Genomic DNA, 18,235 nt, shown 5'->3' with positions numbered 1-18,235 from the left:
TAACGAAAATAAGTGAAGTAACCGTTCTATTAAGTATAGAGCTGTGTACAAGGAGGTTGAGTATGGAACACATGTATATTCATTACAATTTTACGATTGTCGCATTATCTTTAGTCATTTCGATATTGGCGTCTTATATCGCATTGAATCTGGCAAATAAAGTCTCTCAATCGAGAGGTACACATAAAATCATATGGTTAGGTTCAGGTTCTTTTGTAATGGGTGGCGGGATCTGGGCGATGCATTTTGTAGGGATGTTGGCTTTTCATACAGGTGTCAATATTCGTTATGATGTAGGGACTACCTTTTTATCTGCTTTTGCCAGCATAAGTGCGTCTTTCATAGCCTTTTATGTCACGTTAGATTCTGTGATGCGCTTGTGGAAAATAGCCGTAGGTGGAGCAGCGATGGGTATAGGGATTGTAACGATGCATTATACCGGAATGGCCGCCATGGAGATGGATGCTGAAATTACGTACAATCCTTTTTATTTAATGTTATCTGTTCTTGTGGCTTTGGGGGCGTCGTATGCTGCTTTATTTTTATTCCGTCGTTTTCGGAATCGACCGAACTTCAGTCTCTGGAAATTGTATAGTTCGATTGTGATGGGGTTTGCAATATCTGGTATGCATTATACAGGGATGGCGGCAGCTCAATTTCACTATACACATACCGATTCAGCAGATGAGTCGATGAAAGGACAACTGTTTTTGATTACAGGGGTTGCTGTTGTGACGTTTTTGATTTTGGCTGTTTCATGGGCTGCGATTTTTGTAGAACGTCATATTCTGGAACGTATGGCCTATAGTGATCCATTAACAGGTTTACCGAATCGACATGGATTACACCGTTATTTTGAAAAAGAATTTAAGTCGCAAAAAGCAGGTGCTGTTCTTTTTCTAGACTTAGATCGGTTCAAGTCAATCAATGATACGCTTGGACATGATATCGGTGATGAATTACTGGTCGAAGTAGCACGCAGACTTAAACTGTATATGATGGATCAGGGCGTTGTTTTCCGCTTAGGTGGGGATGAGTTTTTGATTGCAACAAATAAAGGGATGACCGAAGAGATTGAACAGCTTGCAGAACAAATTTTAGAGGTGATTAAGAAGCCCTATCAATTAGGAGGCATTGAGTTATTTGTCACTGGCAGTATAGGTATTGCTCTAGTGCCTCAACACGGGTATGAACGTTCTTTTCTGATGCGTGCAGCAGATACAGCTATGTATGTATCCAAAAGTTCAGGAAAAAACAAATACAGTATATTTAGTGAAGATATGAATCGTCGTCAGATTCGAAGAATGGAGTTAGAAAATGATCTACGGCGAGCGTTTGAAAGTAAACAACTCTTTATTGTGTATCAGCCGAAATGGGATTCATTGCATGATCGTTTGACAGGAATGGAAGCTTTATTACGCTGGAACCATCCAGAATTGGGTATGGTATCTCCAGCAGAGTTTATTCCTGTTGCAGAAGAAACAGGGTTGATCATGTTGATTACTCATTGGATGCTAGAAGAAACGTGTCAGCAGAATTTGACCTGGCAAACGCAACATCATATCTATGTCCCTATTTCAGTGAATATGTCAGCGCGGATGTTTGAATGTCCCAAATTTGCAAGCAATGTAGAAAAGGTGATCCAAGACACAGGCATTGAAGCTCGTTATGTAGAGCTAGAGATTACTGAATCCATTGCGATGAACGGTATCGAAGGCACTGTAGAACAGTTGCAATATATACAGCAATTGGGAGTCAAGATTTCACTAGATGATTTTGGCACCGGTTATTCATCATTAGGCATTTTGGATGAAATTCCGATTGATATTCTGAAGATCGATCAGATCTTTATTCGAAAAAGCGATATTCCTTCCAAGCAAGCCATTATTAGCACGATTGTCGCTATTGCTGATAATCTAAATTTAGATTTAGTGGCAGAAGGTGTAGAGACGCAAGAACAAGTCGAATTTTTGCAATCTAAAGGCTGTTATGTGATGCAAGGTTACTATTATGGTCGGCCGATGACTATTTCGCAAATGGATCAATGGATACAAGCTTCTAATCAAAAGATGTCGCTAGCAGAGTAAATCTTCTGCCTATAGCGACATCTTTTTTTAGATTAAGAATCCAATAGTAGTGTAGTAGGCATCGCATTTTTGGCAGAAACATAAAGATGATTTTTGATATAAAAGCGCCAAGGTTTACTTGCGTATTCTTCAGCATAATCAATATTGATTCGAGGTCCACATTCAATTTCAAATGACTCGTTTTCCAGATCAGGCGATTGTTCTAGGCGAAGTAAGCCCCCACTAGCGAGCAAATTTATACCATTTAAAGACTTATCAATCGCTAATGCCTGACAGAGCTTACCGGGGCCATTGGATAGATTGCGCATACGGCGTGAATCGGTGGGTCTTAAAGTAGTCATTAATTGCTCGTCTCGCTTCGTTAAAGGTTCTACGGCACGAATAAGTACAGCTTGTGGATCATCAACATCGCCAGTGACTACATTTACACAATGATACATACCATAGATCAGATAGACGTAAGAAGTTCCACCTTGTCTAAACATCATCTCAGTACGAGCTGTTCGACGATTGCCATAAGCATGACTTCCTTTATCTTCAGCACCACCATAGCTCTCTGTCTCAACGATGCGACAGCGTATTTCACCCGCTGGAGTTATTCGGCTAATAATTTGACCCAGTAGACGTGGAGCCGCATCAAGTGCCTTCATTTGGACAATATCTGAGATGTTCATGGATTCGACTCCTTTTTTAAAATGTATGATCTTTTTGTATCGTAGGATTCTATACGAATGGCTTTAAAGTTCCTTTTGCAGTCTAGTCTTATATCGCGTATAATGCGAAATGAATGTGGTAACATCGACCTTTTCGATTCCGATAAATATATGCGAAAGAAGGTAATAAATATGGAATTATGGTATACCGAAAAACAAACGCCGGTATTCGGCATTACAGCAAAAATTCGTGAGACACTTGTCACTGAAAAAACAGAATTTCAAGACTTAGCGATGATCGATACAGAAGAATTCGGACGCATGCTCGTACTAGATGGCATGGTTATGACTACCGTTAAAGATGAATTCGTTTATCATGAAATGGTTGCTCATCCTGCATTGAATACGCACCCTAACCCTAAGCATGTATTAGTTGTTGGCGGCGGCGATGGTGGCGTTATTCGTGAAGTATTGAAGCATCCAGAAGTAGAAAAAGCAGTATTGGTTGAAATCGATGGTAAAGTGATCGAATATTCCAAAAAATACTTACCTGAAATTGCTGGCGAACTCGACAACCCGCGTGTTGAAGTATTGGTTAACGACGGTTATATGCACATTATTGAAAACAAAAATAAATATGATGTCATTATGGTTGATTCTACAGAGCCTGTAGGACCTGCTGCTCCACTATTTGAACGTGGATTCTATCAAGGAATCTATGAAGCACTGAAAGAAGACGGAATCTTTGTAGCGCAAACCGATAATCCTTGGTTCAAAGCTGATCTGATTCAACAAGTTAATAAAGATGTAAAAGAAATTTTCCCAATCGTACATGTATACGGTGCTAATATTCCGACATATCCTAGTGGTCTATGGACATTTACAATGGGTAGCAAAGTACATGATCCACTTCAAGTTGACGAAGCGTCTATTCCTGAAATGGAAAGCAACAAATATTATACACCACGTCTACACAAAGCGGCATTTGTTTTGCCTAAATTTGTAGAAGATCTGTGCAAATAAGAGATTTATTTTAGAAATAAATGAGTGAATTGAGAAGATCTGTATCCTCTTTTATATAATATAGAAGAAGACAGGTCTTCTTTTTGTATGAATAAGGGTAATATTATATAGTACATAGACGAATATTCCATGTATGTAACATATTCTAGGAGGATGAATAGATGAAGATGAACAATAATCGTGTTTCATATGGATCGTATCCATCGTTAAGTATAATGATGGTATTAGTTTTGTTACTAGGAATGGTTGGATTCAGTGCAACTCCTGTATCTGCCAAAACGTCAAAAGCATGTGATGTGAATAGTTCTACTCTTCAATCTCAATTGGAGCAAGGGCGTTCATCTAGCATTCAAGAAGATATTCATTTTACCGATACCGATTTTCTGAGTCAGACGACAGGTCGAGCAGCAGGAAATGGATTTTTGATCGGTACATCGGATAGTGGATGTCACTGGCAAAAAATTTATACGGGTACATGGCAGTTCAGTCAGATTGAATTTAGTAACAATACACAAGGATGGGCATTGGCCAGTGCAAAATCTGGACAAAAACCTGTATTTTTAACGACAACCGATGGCGGAGCAACTTGGAAAAGTCCGTATAAAGGTAATATTAGATTTAACAAAATCGATAAGAAATCAGGCAGTACAGGTTTTGCATATACCACATCAGGTGTATACAAAACGATAAATGGTGGCGCAGCATGGACAGCGATTCCTACACCTGCGAATACGCGCGGTGGTTATTTTCAGGATAGCAATACAGGTTGGGTAGTCAAAACAGTATCAGGTAGCAACAGCGGCTACCGTATTATGCAGACAATTGATGGTGGTAACAAATGGACAACAGCCCTTAGCGTAGGTTCACTTGAAGTCTCTGGTGGAGAAATTTATGCGAGTGGTAAGCAAGTATGGGCAATCTTGTATGGCGGAGCAGGTATGTCTCAAGTCTCTTACTCGGTCTATGCAAGCTCAGATAGCGGCAAAAGTTGGCGTCAAGTCTTTGGACAATCGACAGCCGGCGGTGGCAAAGCACCGGGTACAGGCGCTCTAGGTAATGGTGAAGGACCTGCCCAACCGGGTGGACATCCAGGTAATATGCAATTTGTAGGCAGTACGATCGCTTATCTTGCAGGCGGATCACCAGCGGGTGGTAAAGTAGCGGTTGGAAGATCTCTGGACAGTGGCAAAACGTGGAACAATATGCCAGCTACAATTGATGGTATCAGCGCAGACATTTCGTTTTTAAGTCAAAATGTAGGCTATCTGGCTGTAACCGATTCATTAACGCCAGCGATCTATACGACCAAAGACGGTGGTAAAACATGGTCTGCTACATTAAAATTTGTAGCTACAGATAAACAGTAAGCATAAAGTAGAAGCGACTCTATACGGAGTCGCTTTTCTTTTCGTACATATTTTGTAGAGACAGAAGTCAATGACAGGGATCAGAATCTAAAGCATATTCCAATAAAAACGTATTTTTTTGCTTAGAATCTCTACGTACGGTTCAATATAATGGTACAATAGAAGAGATTGAGCTTATTGAATTAATCGTGAAAATGTTCTATATTCAACAAGCTAACATGGCGCATCATCAAAAATGGAGCTGGATCTTATGACTGAATTCAATCAGGTACAATTGACATTGCATAGCGATCAAGATGGAGAGCAAAGCACAACTCAATTTATCGGGCAGGCTTTTCAAAAAGGCAGCAGTTTATATATTCGTTACACTGAATCCGCAGATACTCTTCAGCAGGAAGTTCGTACTGTCGTGAAGATCGATGATCATGAAGTGAAAATTATGAGACGTGGTGGGGTAGAATCAGATCAGACTTTTCGTCAAGAAAAGCAACTACCTGGTTCGTATCGTTCGCCGTTTATGACATTTGTACTTTCGACACACACCACAAAATTGACACAAGAGCTAGATGGACATCTTGGACGTGTAAACTGGGAATACGAATTGTATGTGCATGAAGAGCTTACAGGGACATTTAAGATCAGTTTACATATACAGGCATTGGATACGCACGAAATAGACGAAGTGTGAACCATGCGAACACAGGAGGAGCAGTAGAAGATGACACGTAATCCATTGGAACAAAGCCGCAGTGCAGTGAAAGAAGCTGTGCATGCAGCAGTAATCGCAGCTAATATTGTAAGTAGTGAAGAAGTACCTGAAGTGGTGCTTGAAGTACCTAAAGACAAAGCGCACGGAGACTTAGCAACCAATATTGCGATGCAGTTAACTCGAATCGCTAAAAAGAATCCACGTCAGATCGCCGAAGATATTATCGCTAACCTCGATCTCAAACAAGGCGATATTGAACACGCTGAGATTGCAGGGCCTGGATTTATCAACTTTACGCTGAACAAAAGTTATCTATATCCGGTTATCCAAGTTGTCGCAGAACAAGGTGAAAACTATGGACGTATCGAACACGGTAAAGGCGAAAAAGTCGAAGTTGAGTTTGTTAGTGCGAACCCAACAGGTAGTCTACATTTAGGACATGCTCGTGGAGCTGCTTTTGGTGACGCATTGTGTAATATTTTTGACTTTGCAGGTTACCAAGTCACTCGCGAATACTATATTAATGATGCAGGTAATCAGGTATCGAACTTGAGTAGCTCGATTGAAGCTCGTTATTTGCAAGAGCTTGGGCAAGATGCAGCGATGCCTGAAGATGGTTATCATGGTGCAGATATCAAAGGCTTTGCTAAAGAATTAGTAGCACAAGAAGGCGACCGTCTATTATCGCAATCACCGGGTGAGCGAGCTGCCTTTTTCCGTCAATACGGTCTTGAGAAAGAATTGCAAAAAATTCAGCGTGATTTAGAAGCATTCCGCGTGAAGTTCGATATCTGGTTTAGTGAGACTTCGCTATATGAGACAGGTCAAGTACTAGACGCATTGGATGAGCTACGTGAGCGTGGAGAAGTCTATGAACTGGATGGCGCAACATGGCTTCGTACGACTGCTTATGGCGATGATAAAGACCGCGTATTGATCAAAAACGATGGTACGTATACGTATTTGACACCAGATATCGCTTATCACAAAGATAAATACGGTCGTGGTTACGATAAAATGATCAATATCTGGGGTGCAGATCATCATGGATATATTCCACGTATGAAAGCAGCGATGCAGGGATTGGGTAACGATCCTGAGAAATTGGTCGTGCTGATTGCACAAATGGTTAGTCTTTTCCAAGATGGCGAGAAAGTCAAAATGTCCAAACGTACAGGTAAAGCTGTAACGATGGAAGACTTGATGGCAGAAGTAGGCGTAGATGCTATTCGTTATTTCTTCACGATGCGCAGTATCGATTCTCATCTTGATTTTGATATGGATTTGGCGATCTCGACTTCTAACGAAAATCCTGTGTTCTATGTTCAATATGCACATGCACGGATTTGTAGTATTTATCGTCAAGCCGAAGAGCAAGGTATCCAGTTGCCTGAGTTATCTGCAATTGATTACAGCTTATTAACAAGTGAGCATGAATATAATCTATTGCACAAAATGGGCGAATTGCCTCAAGAAGTTGCCCTAGCAGCTGAGAACTATGCTCCACACCGCCTGATTCGCTATGTCTACGAGCTAGCATCTATGATGCATAGTTATTACAAAGCAGAACGTACACTGACAGACAACGAAGCACAAACAGCTGCTCGTCTGGCTTTGTTAGGTAGCGTTCGTACTGTTATTGTGAACGTACTTCGACTTGTTGGAGTATCTGCACCAGAGCGTATGTAATCGACGAATATTGGTACAAATTTAAAACGTTATATCTCAAAACATGCAAATCATCCGATTTTTTGTAAAAAACTTGATTTTTGCTGATAAATAGGTTTTACTTAACTCAGCATTTTGCATTTTTTGTGCGAAAAAACGTGAATGATAAAGCGTGAAAATGGATCCGAGAGGAAGTGTCCGTAAGTGAGTACACCGCAAGAATTAAAAATCGATCCGGAAAAGGTACACGAAATTCCGATGGTAGATTTGGCTGTTGCTATTTTGAAAAAAATCAATACGCCTCTATACTACCGTGACCTTATGAAGGAAGTTGCAGAACTACGTGGCTTTACTAAAGCACAAACTGATGAATATATCGCTCAACTATATACTGAAATTAATGTAGATGGTCGTTTTGCCTGTGTAGGTACAAACCTATGGGGTCTTAAACGTTGGTATCCGCTTGAGCGTGCAGAAGATCCAATCGCTAATGCGAAGCGTCCTCGTATTATCAACGATGAAGAAGACGATGATATCGAAGACGAAGAATTCAATAACGAAGATGTTGTTGATGCAGATGAGCCGGAAGATGAGAACTACGATGCAGTAGATGAAGATTCCGATGATATCTTTGTTGACGGTGAAGATGATGATGAAGATAAAGCTGATCTTGTTATCGACGACGAAGATGATGACGACGATGAAGACGAAGATGAAGAATATGTAGAAGAAGATAAGAAAGATTAATCTTCTATCAATAAGGATCAAAGTCTGCCTGTTTTAGGCAGGCTTTTTTTCTTGAGGATATGTCTTGACACGGTATTAAGATACAGAGTAAACTATTGCTTGGGCTTATCATTTAAACCTATAACTAAACGTATACGCATTTTCTCAAATGCTGTAATAAATAAAAGTGCCCCGTAGCTACGGGTGTCACTTTTTTTGTTTTTTATAAGGAAAAGGGGCTGTGTAACCCCCCATATATCGCCGGAATTTCTGGAAAATAATTAGGAGGTCATACAGTGGCAAAGTATATTTTTGTAACAGGCGGAGTCGTATCATCACTCGGCAAAGGTATTACAGCGGCATCACTTGGTAGGTTGTTAAAGAACAGAGGTTTGAAAGTAACGATTCAGAAGTTTGACCCGTATATCAATATCGATCCAGGTACAATGAGTCCTTACCAGCATGGTGAAGTATTCGTAACTGATGATGGCGCAGAGACAGATCTAGATCTAGGACATTACGAGCGTTTTATTGATATTAACTTGTCCAAAAACAGTAACGTAACAACAGGTAAAGTATATTCCTCCGTAATTAGCAAAGAACGTCGTGGCGAATATTTGGGTGGAACAGTACAGGTGATTCCACACATTACAAATGAAATTAAAGAGCGTGTATTCCGTGCAGGCCGTGAATCAGGTTCTGATATCGTAATTACCGAAATCGGGGGTACAGTAGGTGATATTGAAAGCCTTCCGTTCCTTGAAGCAATTCGTCAGATCAAAAGCGATGTAGGTCGCGACAATGTGATGTATATCCATGTAACTTTGATTCCTTATATCAAAGCAGCAGGTGAAGTGAAAACAAAGCCAACACAACATAGTGTTAAAGAATTACGTAGTATCGGTATCCAACCGAATGTGATTGTATGCCGTACAGAGTATGAATTGTCTGAAGATATGAAAGCTAAAATTGCATTGTTCTGTGATATTGATGCTAATGCTGTAGTTGAATGCCGTGATGCTTCTTCTCTTTATGAAGTGCCACTAAATCTACGTGATGAAGGTCTAGATGAGATCGTAGTAAATCATCTCAAACTAGATACACCTCAACCAGATATGACAGAATGGCAGAGCCTTTTAGATCGTATCAAAAACTTGGAAAAAACAGTCGAGATTGCGATTGTTGGTAAGTATGTAGCCTTACATGATGCTTACTTGAGTGTGGTTGAATCATTGTCTCATGCAGGATATCATGCGAATGCAGATGTCAAATTGCGTTGGGTCAATGCAGAAGAAATTACAGACGAGAACGTACATGAATTGCTTGGCGGTGTGGGTGGTATCCTCGTTCCAGGTGGTTTCGGCGATCGTGGTATTGAAGGTAAAATCAGTGCAATTCGCTATTCCCGTGAACGCAGTATTCCTTACTTCGGTATTTGTTTAGGTATGCAAGTATCTGTTATCGAATATGCACGTGCTTTTGCAGGATTAGAAGGAGCAAATAGTTCTGAAATTAATCCAGCTACACCTTATCCAGTAATTGACTTGTTACCAGAACAAAAAGATATCGAAGATTTAGGAGGTACAATGCGTCTTGGATTGTATCCTTGTAAATTACAACCAGGTTCACTGGCTATGGAATGTTACGGTGAAGAGTTAGTATATGAGCGTCACCGTCACCGGTATGAATTCAACAACCAATACCGTGAGCAAATCGAGAATATGGGTATGAAGATCTCGGGTACTTCACCAGATGGTCGATTGGTAGAAATCGTCGAAGTTCCAGAACACCCTTGGTTCTTAGCAGTACAATTCCATCCAGAATTTACTTCTCGTCCGAACCGTCCACAACCGTTATTCCGTGAATTTGTCAAAGCATCACTTGCACATCAAGGCTAATCAATAGATGATGATAAGGCGACTTCTTTCTTCCATTCGTGAAGAAAGAAGTCGCCTTTTTATGTATACATACACGTATTTATCCTAACTAGCTTCTCAATAAGATCAATTAACTATATAATTAACCTAATAAAATAATTATTACAATTAGTGACTAATATTAGAAAGTAAACCTAATTTTTGTCGAAACAAATTTGGGAACAAGCAGGAAATGTACGATAAAAAGCGAATTTATATACTATGTTATCCGACGTCAATTTTGATATCTGTAAACTAATCGTTTGAATTGTACGTTCCTCCTCATTCTAATTAAGAAAAAATCACAGCATACTATTCTAGCAACGATGAAGGGAAGGATGACCCGTGGAACAGAAGAAAATCCTTATTGTCGATGATCAAAACGGAATTCGAATTTTACTTATGGAACTTTTCGGTAATGAAGGTTACCAAATGTATCAGGCAGCAAATGGTAAAGCAGCGCTTGAAGTGGTAGAGCAAGATACACCTGACCTTGTTCTTCTGGATATGAAAATTCCAGGTATGGATGGATTAGAAATTTTAAAACATATCAAATCAACGCATCCGCAAATTAAAGTGATTATGATGACAGCTTATGGAGAATTAGATATTATCAAACAAGCCAAGGATTTAGGCGCTATCAGTCATTTCACCAAACCTTTTGATATTGATGAAATGAGAAATGTAGTGGATCAAAACCTGCGCGGTAATCAAGTCGATCAGCAAAAATAGAATCTATCCTACAAAGATAGGTTTTTTGCTATGCAAAGACGCATAGCTCTTTTTAAATTGCTTGTTTAGTATTTGAAGTGGGTTGTGTTATAATAAGCAACGTATGCGAGTATCGGCTTACAAATACCATCATTCTCAAGGAGGATATCATTATGCCATTAGTATCTATGACAGACATGTTAAACAAAGCACTTGAAGGAAAATATGCAGTGGGTCAATACAACATCAATAACCTGGAGTGGACTCAAGCGATTCTGGGAGCAGCGGAAGAAGAAAAATCACCAGTAATCCTTGGTGTATCTGAAGGTGCTGCACGTCATATGGGTGGATTCACTACTGTTGTTAAAATGGTAGAAGGATTGATTCATGACTTGAAAGTTACAGTTCCAGTTGCTATTCACTTGGATCATGGTTCTAGCTTTGACAAATGTAAAGAAGCAATCGATGCTGGATTTACATCTGTAATGATCGATGGATCTCACCATTCAATCGACGAAAATATCGAAATGACTAAAAAAGTAGTTGAATATGCACACGCTAAAGGCGTTTCTGTTGAAGCTGAAGTTGGTACTGTAGGCGGACAAGAAGATGACGTTATCGGTGGTATCATGTATGCTGATCTTAACGAATGTGTACGTATCGTTAAAGAAACAGGTATCGATACATTAGCTCCAGCATTGGGTTCTGTACACGGTCCTTACCATGGCGAGCCTAACTTAGGCTTCAAAGAAATGGAAGCAGTTCGTGACGCAGTTCAAATTCCATTGGTATTGCACGGTGGTACTGGTATTCCTACAAACGATATCAACAAAGCAATCTCTTTGGGAACATCCAAAATCAACGTAAATACAGAGAACCAAATCGTATTTGCAAAAGCAGTTCGCGAAGTACTTGCTGCTAAACCAGATGCTTACGATCCTCGTACATTTATTGTTCCAGGTCGCGATGCTATCAAACAAACAGTTATCGGTAAAATCCGTGAGTTTGGCACAAGCAACAAAGCATAAGAATATTGTTTTTGTATAAGACATTTTAAATAATAGATTGTGGGAAGAACACCGCCTAGTCGGTGTCTTTCCATTTTCATTACCAAAATTCAACATCACGTATCGTTTACCGGATGCAAAACACGTAGGGGGACATTAAGCTTTATGGAAAAATTAATGATTAGTGGCGGACGCCCGTTGCAGGGAACTGTAACGATCAGCGGTGCAAAAAATAGTGCCATTGCGCTTATTCCTGCGGCATTGCTTGCGGAATCGGAAGTCGTGTTGGATAACTTGCCGCTATTAAGCGATGTAGCCGTTTATGCAGAAATTTTAGAAAATCTTGGAGCAAGTGTAAGCTGGCACGAAAGTGAAAACCAGATGCGTATTAACCCAAGTGATGTCAGATCTATTCCTATGCCGAATGGGCCTGTCAAAAAGTTAAGAGCTTCGTATTACATGATGGGTGCACTACTTGGACGTTTTGGAGAAGCAACGATCGGTTTGCCAGGAGGATGTAATTTTGAGCCTCGTCCTATCGATCAACATATCAAAGGTTTTGAAGCTTTAGGAGCGACAGTAACGAATGAGCATGGTTCTATTCATTTATATGCTAAAGAATTACGTGGAGCTAAGATTTATTTGGACGTTGCAAGTGTAGGAGCAACGATTAATATCATGCTTGCGGCTGCAAGAGCCAAAGGGCACACTATTATTGAAAACGCGGCGAAAGAGCCTGAGATTATAGATGTAGCAACATTGTTGAACGCGATGGGAGCCATTATTAAAGGTGCAGGCACAGAGACTATTCGTATCGAAGGTGTCACTGAAATGCACGGCTGTAGACATTCAATTATTCCTGACCGTATTCAAGCAGGAACATATATGGTGGCAGCAGCAGCCACTCGCGGAGACGTTTTGATTGATAATGTTATTCCTAAGCACTTGGAAGCTATTACAGCCAAGTTATTAGAGATGGGTGTTCAAGTCGAAGAGTTAGACGAAGGTATTCGTGTAATGGGTAGACCGACGTACAACCATGTTGATGTAAAAGCATTAACGTATCCAGGATTTGCGACAGATTTACAGTCACCAATGACAAGTCTGCTTACGCAAGCTCAAGGGGTTAGTGTGCTTAGTGATTTTGTATACAGTAGTCGATTTAAGCATGTTCCAGAATTAGCACGAATGGGCGCTAAGATCAAAGTAGAAGGTCGTTCTGCGATTATCGAAGGTTCCCCACTGAATGCAGCCAAAGTCAAAGCGACGGATTTGCGTGCAGGTGCTGCTCTTGTGATTGCGGGTTTAACGGTTCCTGAAGGAATTACAGAAGTGTCAGGTGTTGAATTTATCGATCGTGGTTATGATCATTTGGTAGAGAATTTACGCAACTTAGGCGCAGATGTTTGGAGAGAAATCGTATAAATAGGTCAGACCATCGTTTTTGAAGTCATCCCTCTGTTGGGGAGGAGAACTCTTTTGTATTTTCCAATAAAATACATACCTCTTGAATATCTCCTCCCAAAATGGGTAATGCTATCCTATGAACGCATTTGAAATAATACACTCCTTTTACATGTAGTTTCTCCATTTTCCTATCTTTATATTAGTAGGCTTATATTTGTCTCAACAATCTTGATAAAATTGAATAGGTGGTTATTTTATGGATTTACAAATTTCCGATTTGGAAGAAATGAAGCTGACTGATCTGTATAAGCTAGCTAAACAGTATCAGATTCCTTATTATGGACAGCTCAAGAAAAAAGAGTTAATTTTTGCAATCTTGCGTGCACAAGCTGAAAAAAGCGGTTTGATGTTTATGCAAGGTGTGCTTGAAATTTTACCTGAAGGTTATGGTTTCTTACGACCGATTAATTATCTTCCAAGTCATGAAGATATCTATATTTCAGCATCACAGATTCGTAAGTTTGATCTTCGTACCGGTGATCTGGTCTCTGGTAAATGTAGAGCACCTAAAGAAAATGAACGTTACTTTGGATTACTTCAAGTCAATGCAGTCAATGGAACCAGCCCTGAACAAGCCGCAGAGCGTCTTCATTTCCCAGCATTAACTCCTCTTTATCCACAGGACAAACTAGTCTTAGAAACCGCTCAGAATAAACTATCAACTCGTATTATGGATGTTCTTGCCCCTGTTGGACTTGGACAACGTGGTCTAATTGTTGCACCTCCCAAAGCAGGTAAAACTTTGCTTCTTAAAGAGATTGCGAACAGCATCTCCACCAACAATCCTGAGATTGATTTGTTTGTATTGTTAATTGATGAGCGCCCGGAAGAAGTAACAGATATGCAGCGTTCCGTTAAAGGTGAAGTTGTAGCTTCTACATTTGATGAATTGCCAGAAAACCATATCAAAGTTGCTGAATTGGTACTTGAACGTGCACTTCGTCTGGTAGAACATAAAAAAGACGTGGTTATTTTGTTAGATAGTATTACTCGTCTGGCACGCGCGTATAACTTGGTGATTCCGCCATCTGGACGTACACTGAGCGGTGGTATTGATCCAGCAGCATTCCATCGTCCTAAGCGTTTCTTTGGAGCAGCACGTAATGTAGAAGAAGGCGGTAGCCTAACGATTCTAGCGACAGCATTGATCGATACAGGTTCACGTATGGATGATATTATTTACGAAGAGTTCAAAGGTACAGGGAATATGGAGCTTCATTTGGATCGCAAATTGGCAGAACGTCGTATTTTCCCGGCGATCGATATTCGTCGTTCTGGTACACGACGCGAAGAAGATTTACTTGGCAAAGAAGAACTAGATACAATCTGGCATATTCGTAAAAACATGAACGAAACGCCAGACTTTGTAGATGGATTCCTCAAAAAAATGCGTAATACAGAGACGAACAAAGAGTTCTTAGCTTCGTTTGATACCTCTGAAGAAACCAATACGAAAAGCAAAAGCAGTAGCGCGAAAAAGCCTACCAATAGCAGTGCTTCAAGTAGTCCGGGAAGACGACCAACACGATCTGCAACTCCAGCTTCGACAAAGTGACATAAGATTGAAATCTAGTGGCGTTTAGGATTCGAAGCGCCACTTTATGTGATAAAAATGAACTTTTTTAAAACAAAATATCTTGTCCATTGCATTAGAAGCTTCTCTCGGTTATAATAATTTAATGCCGTGCTAGATGGGGAGGTAGCGGTGCCCTGTAACTCGCAATCCGCTGTAGCGAGGTTGAATTCCTGTTTTAGGTTTTGTCGATGTGAGGCTGGTATCTGAATACGGTGTTGACGGCTGGGTCCTTCGCAAAGGACTGCTGTGAATCTGGTCAGGTTCGGAAGAAAGCAGCCATAAGCAGTTTTGTTCTTGTGCCGAAGGAGTGCCTATCCTGAGTCGTGGTTCAGAAAAACCGCTTGGATCGCAATAATCGATAACAGGTGCACGGTATATAATAATGTATTCAATAACACCTTCTGTCTCAGGACATCAGGTGTTTTTTGTTTGTAAAATAGAGCTTCGGATGTTTTGCTTAGGTCTAATCTATAGTATAATTAAATGAAGTATTCAAAGAAGAAAGAGGGTAAGCAAGTGGAGCATATCGCACTTTATCGTGCTTGGCGACCGCAGTCGTTTAAGGACATGGTTGGACAGCAGCATATCATTCAGACGCTGCAAAATGCCATTCGGGAAGAGCGTATTTCACATGCCTATCTGTTTAGTGGTCCAAGAGGAACAGGTAAAACGTCTGCTGCCAAAATTTTTGCAAAAGCGATTAACTGTGAACATGGGCCGGCTATAGAGCCGTGTAACGAATGTGAAACTTGCAAAAGGATCACATCAGGCAATATTATGGATGTGCTTGAGATCGATGCTGCATCCAACCGTGGTGTAGAAGAAATTCGTGATCTACGGGAAAAAGTCAAATACGCGCCTACTGAAGTACGACGCAAAGTATATATTATTGATGAAGTCCACATGTTAACAACAGAAGCATTTAATGCGTTGCTTAAGACGCTGGAAGAACCACCAGCTCATGTTGTTTTTATTCTAGCTACAACAGAACCTCATCGATTACCAGCTACGATTATATCACGCTGTCAGCGTTTTGATTTTCGCCGTGTATCTTTAGTAGAGCAGACAGATCGGCTTGCATTGATCGCTGGAGAAGAACAAATTGAAGCCGATCGTGATGCGTTAGAATACATTGCTCGTTTATCAGATGGTGGGATGCGTGATGCAGTTAGTATTCTGGATCAAGTATCAGCTTTTACAGATGGCAAAGTAACCTATACTCAAGTATTGCAGATGACCGGTGGTATCGCTTCTGAACAGTTTGCGGAACTAGCCTCTGCATTGTTACATGGAGATATCGGCAAAGTACTACAGATGGTAGAGTCATTTATGCAAGAAGGTAAAAGCGCAGAGAAATGTATGGAGAATCTACTCTATTATTTCCGTGATGTATTGATGATTAAGATGATCCCACAAGCAGGAGATTTAACAGAGCGAATGCTCGATCCCGAGATTTTTCGAGAAACAGCAGCTGCATTTACAAAAGAACAATTGTTTGCCATGATTGATACGTTGAATCATTATCAGACTGAGATGAAGTATGCTGCTCAGCCTCAGATGTTATTTGAGGTCGCTCTATTGAAATTAGGCAGTATACCGAATACAGGATCACATGGAGATCATGCGGCAGAAGTGACTACATCTTCAAGCAGTCATGGGCCAACAGATGCTTCAGAGATTCGACAACTCAAACAGCAATTAGCTCAATTAGAACAAAAGCTAGATAAAGCGTTAAAATCAGGAATAGCAGCAAGTGGCGAAGCAGGCGACCGTAATCAGACAGGAAGCTCTGGAAGACGTCCCCCAACAGCAAGAGTATCTTCAGCAGCCAAAATTCCTTCTCAGATTCAGAGCTATGTGAGCAACCGCAATCATAGCGATTTTACAAAAGTATCAGGATCATGGGGCAAAATCCTACAACGGGTTAAAGAAGAGAAGGTGACTATTCACGCATGGTTTGTGAACTGTGAGCCTGTTTCGATTCATGAAGATGCTGTTTTGGTTGCTTTCAAACATGATATGCACCGGGAAACGATTGAAAAATCTGTGAATAAGCAGATTGTAGAGTCTGTATTAGAAGAAGTTCTAGGCGGTTCTCATCGATTGGTTACCATGATGCAAAAAGATTGGTTAGAAGCAATAGAAGGAGCTCATGAAGATCCGGTTGAAGCATTAGAGCTAGAGCACGAAGGCGAAAATGCGGGTGAACCATTAGTAGACGAAGCTATTCAATTATTTGGAGAAAGCTTAGTCGTTGTTAAAGAATAGCTACTAAATTTAAGATTTATACTTTAATTGAGGAGATGATAAGAATGGGTAACATGAACCAAATGATGAAGCAAGTTAAAAAAATGCAGGAACAAATGTTGAAAGCACAGGAAGAACTAGGAACAAAAACATTAGAAGGTAGTTCTGGTGGTGGCGTAGTCACTGTACAAGTGAATGGACACAAAAAAGTAACAGCGATCACAATCAAACCAGAAGCAGTAGATCCAGACGATGTAGAAATGTTACAAGATCTAGTAATCGCTGCGGTCAACGATGCGATGGGTAAAGCAGAAGAACTAGCTAACAAAGATATGGGTAAATTTACAGGCGGTATGAATATTCCAGGCCTGTTCTAAAATAATGAATAGTCATGCATAAAGGGACTGTTCTCAAAGGAGATCGCTGTATTGTATTATCCCGAACCGATTGCCAAACTGATAGAAGCCTTTACACACTTGCCGGGAGTCGGACCTAAGACAGCAGGGCGACTTGCTTTTCATGTGCTCCGTATGAAGGAAGACGACGTGATCGATTTTGCTAAGGCTCTGGTTAATGTAAAGCGTAATCTCCACTACTGTTCTGTGTGTGGGAATATTACAGACACAGATCCATGTCAGATTTGTCAGGATAAGACCAGAGATGCGTCTGTCATTTGTGTTATTCAGGAAGCCAAAGATCTAGTAGCTATGGAACGTACTCGAGAATTTGACGGGTACTATCATGTGTTACATGGAGCGATTTCTCCGATAGAAGGTATTGGACCTGATGATATCAAATTAAAAGAGTTATTGAATCGTCTTAGTGATGAGCGAGTACAAGAACTGATTCTGGCAACAAACCCTAATATTGAAGGTGAAGCGACCGCTATGTACATTTCTAGACTGGTCAAACCTTTCAATATAAAAGTAACAAGAATTGCTCATGGATTACCTGTAGGTGGAGATCTAGAATATGCGGATGAAGTTACATTATCCAAAGCATTAGAAGGACGCCGAGAATTATAATTAGGTAAAGTGTATATATACCGAATCATAGTAATAACTCAAAAAGGCACAAA

At 40.4% G+C, this 18,235-nt stretch carries 15 protein-coding genes and 1 other RNA gene; 15 read left to right on the top strand and 1 reads right to left on the bottom strand.

Annotated elements, in window-relative coordinates:
- Positions 1 to 62: 62 nt before the first annotated feature.
- Positions 63 to 2,087 (top strand): putative bifunctional diguanylate cyclase/phosphodiesterase, encoded by a 2,025-nt coding sequence (locus tag RCP16_RS18360; protein ID WP_083243570.1) that lies wholly within the window; start codon positions 63 to 65, stop codon positions 2,085 to 2,087.
- A 32-nt stretch (positions 2,088 to 2,119) separates the two neighbouring features.
- Here the strand turns inward: RCP16_RS18360 and RCP16_RS18355 are convergent, their stop codons facing one another.
- Entirely contained in the window at positions 2,120 to 2,761 is a 642-nt protein-coding gene (locus tag RCP16_RS18355) for a DNA-3-methyladenine glycosylase (RefSeq protein WP_069328581.1), read from the bottom strand.
- 171 nt (positions 2,762 to 2,932) lie between these two features.
- Between RCP16_RS18355 and speE the strand changes: the two genes are divergently transcribed.
- From speE to recR, 14 genes are all read left to right on the top strand, one after another.
- Positions 2,933 to 3,763: a polyamine aminopropyltransferase gene (gene speE / locus RCP16_RS18350; protein ID WP_069328582.1), complete on the top strand. Its 831-nt coding sequence runs from the start codon at positions 2,933 to 2,935 to the stop codon at positions 3,761 to 3,763.
- A 161-nt stretch (positions 3,764 to 3,924) separates the two neighbouring features.
- On the top strand, positions 3,925 to 5,130 hold the full coding sequence (locus tag RCP16_RS18345; RefSeq protein ID WP_137225821.1) for a WD40/YVTN/BNR-like repeat-containing protein: 1,206 nt from the start codon (positions 3,925 to 3,927) through the stop codon (positions 5,128 to 5,130).
- A gap of 250 nt (positions 5,131 to 5,380) precedes the next feature.
- The gene (locus tag RCP16_RS18340; protein ID WP_308641003.1) at positions 5,381 to 5,818 is read left to right on the top strand and encodes a YwiB family protein; all 438 of its coding nucleotides are present in this window, start codon (positions 5,381 to 5,383) and stop codon (positions 5,816 to 5,818) included.
- 30 nt (positions 5,819 to 5,848) lie between these two features.
- Complete coding sequence (gene argS / locus RCP16_RS18335) at positions 5,849 to 7,528, top strand: arginine--tRNA ligase (protein ID WP_069328585.1); 1,680 nt, start codon at positions 5,849 to 5,851, stop codon at positions 7,526 to 7,528.
- 183 nt (positions 7,529 to 7,711) lie between these two features.
- Positions 7,712 to 8,254 carry a DNA-directed RNA polymerase subunit delta gene (rpoE, locus tag RCP16_RS18330; protein ID WP_069328586.1) on the top strand — a complete coding sequence of 181 codons (543 nt, stop codon included), beginning with the start codon at positions 7,712 to 7,714 and terminating at the stop codon, positions 8,252 to 8,254.
- Positions 8,255 to 8,529: 275 nt separating this feature from the next.
- On the top strand, positions 8,530 to 10,131 hold the full coding sequence (gene pyrG, locus RCP16_RS18325; protein WP_069328587.1) for a CTP synthase: 1,602 nt from the start codon (positions 8,530 to 8,532) through the stop codon (positions 10,129 to 10,131).
- A gap of 363 nt (positions 10,132 to 10,494) precedes the next feature.
- A complete protein-coding gene (locus tag RCP16_RS18320) occupies positions 10,495 to 10,881 on the top strand; it encodes a response regulator (protein WP_069328588.1) in 387 nt (128 codons plus the stop codon).
- Between the two features lie 152 nt (positions 10,882 to 11,033).
- Positions 11,034 to 11,888, top strand: coding sequence for a class II fructose-1,6-bisphosphate aldolase (fba, locus tag RCP16_RS18315; RefSeq protein WP_069328589.1), 855 nt, complete (start codon positions 11,034 to 11,036; stop codon positions 11,886 to 11,888).
- Positions 11,889 to 12,032: 144 nt separating this feature from the next.
- A complete protein-coding gene (murA, locus tag RCP16_RS18310) occupies positions 12,033 to 13,292 on the top strand; it encodes a UDP-N-acetylglucosamine 1-carboxyvinyltransferase (RefSeq protein WP_069328590.1) in 1,260 nt (419 codons plus the stop codon).
- A gap of 238 nt (positions 13,293 to 13,530) precedes the next feature.
- Positions 13,531 to 14,889 carry a transcription termination factor Rho gene (gene rho / locus RCP16_RS18305; RefSeq protein ID WP_069328591.1) on the top strand — a complete coding sequence of 453 codons (1,359 nt, stop codon included), beginning with the start codon at positions 13,531 to 13,533 and terminating at the stop codon, positions 14,887 to 14,889.
- A 127-nt stretch (positions 14,890 to 15,016) separates the two neighbouring features.
- Positions 15,017 to 15,283, top strand: an RNA gene (ffs, locus tag RCP16_RS18300) — signal recognition particle sRNA large type.
- A gap of 143 nt (positions 15,284 to 15,426) precedes the next feature.
- The gene (gene dnaX, locus RCP16_RS18295) at positions 15,427 to 17,178 is read left to right on the top strand and encodes a DNA polymerase III subunit gamma/tau (RefSeq protein WP_137225829.1); all 1,752 of its coding nucleotides are present in this window, start codon (positions 15,427 to 15,429) and stop codon (positions 17,176 to 17,178) included.
- A 44-nt stretch (positions 17,179 to 17,222) separates the two neighbouring features.
- Positions 17,223 to 17,534 carry a YbaB/EbfC family nucleoid-associated protein gene (locus tag RCP16_RS18290; RefSeq protein ID WP_069328593.1) on the top strand — a complete coding sequence of 104 codons (312 nt, stop codon included), beginning with the start codon at positions 17,223 to 17,225 and terminating at the stop codon, positions 17,532 to 17,534.
- A gap of 51 nt (positions 17,535 to 17,585) precedes the next feature.
- On the top strand, positions 17,586 to 18,182 hold the full coding sequence (gene recR / locus RCP16_RS18285; protein WP_069328594.1) for a recombination mediator RecR: 597 nt from the start codon (positions 17,586 to 17,588) through the stop codon (positions 18,180 to 18,182).
- Positions 18,183 to 18,235: the final 53 nt, after the last annotated feature.

The sequence above is a fragment of the Paenibacillus nuruki genome (assembly GCF_963311185.1).
GTDB classification, from domain to species: Bacteria; Bacillota; Bacilli; order Paenibacillales; family Paenibacillaceae; genus Saccharibacillus; species Saccharibacillus nuruki.
This window is presented reverse-complemented; position numbering and strand designations above follow the sequence as displayed.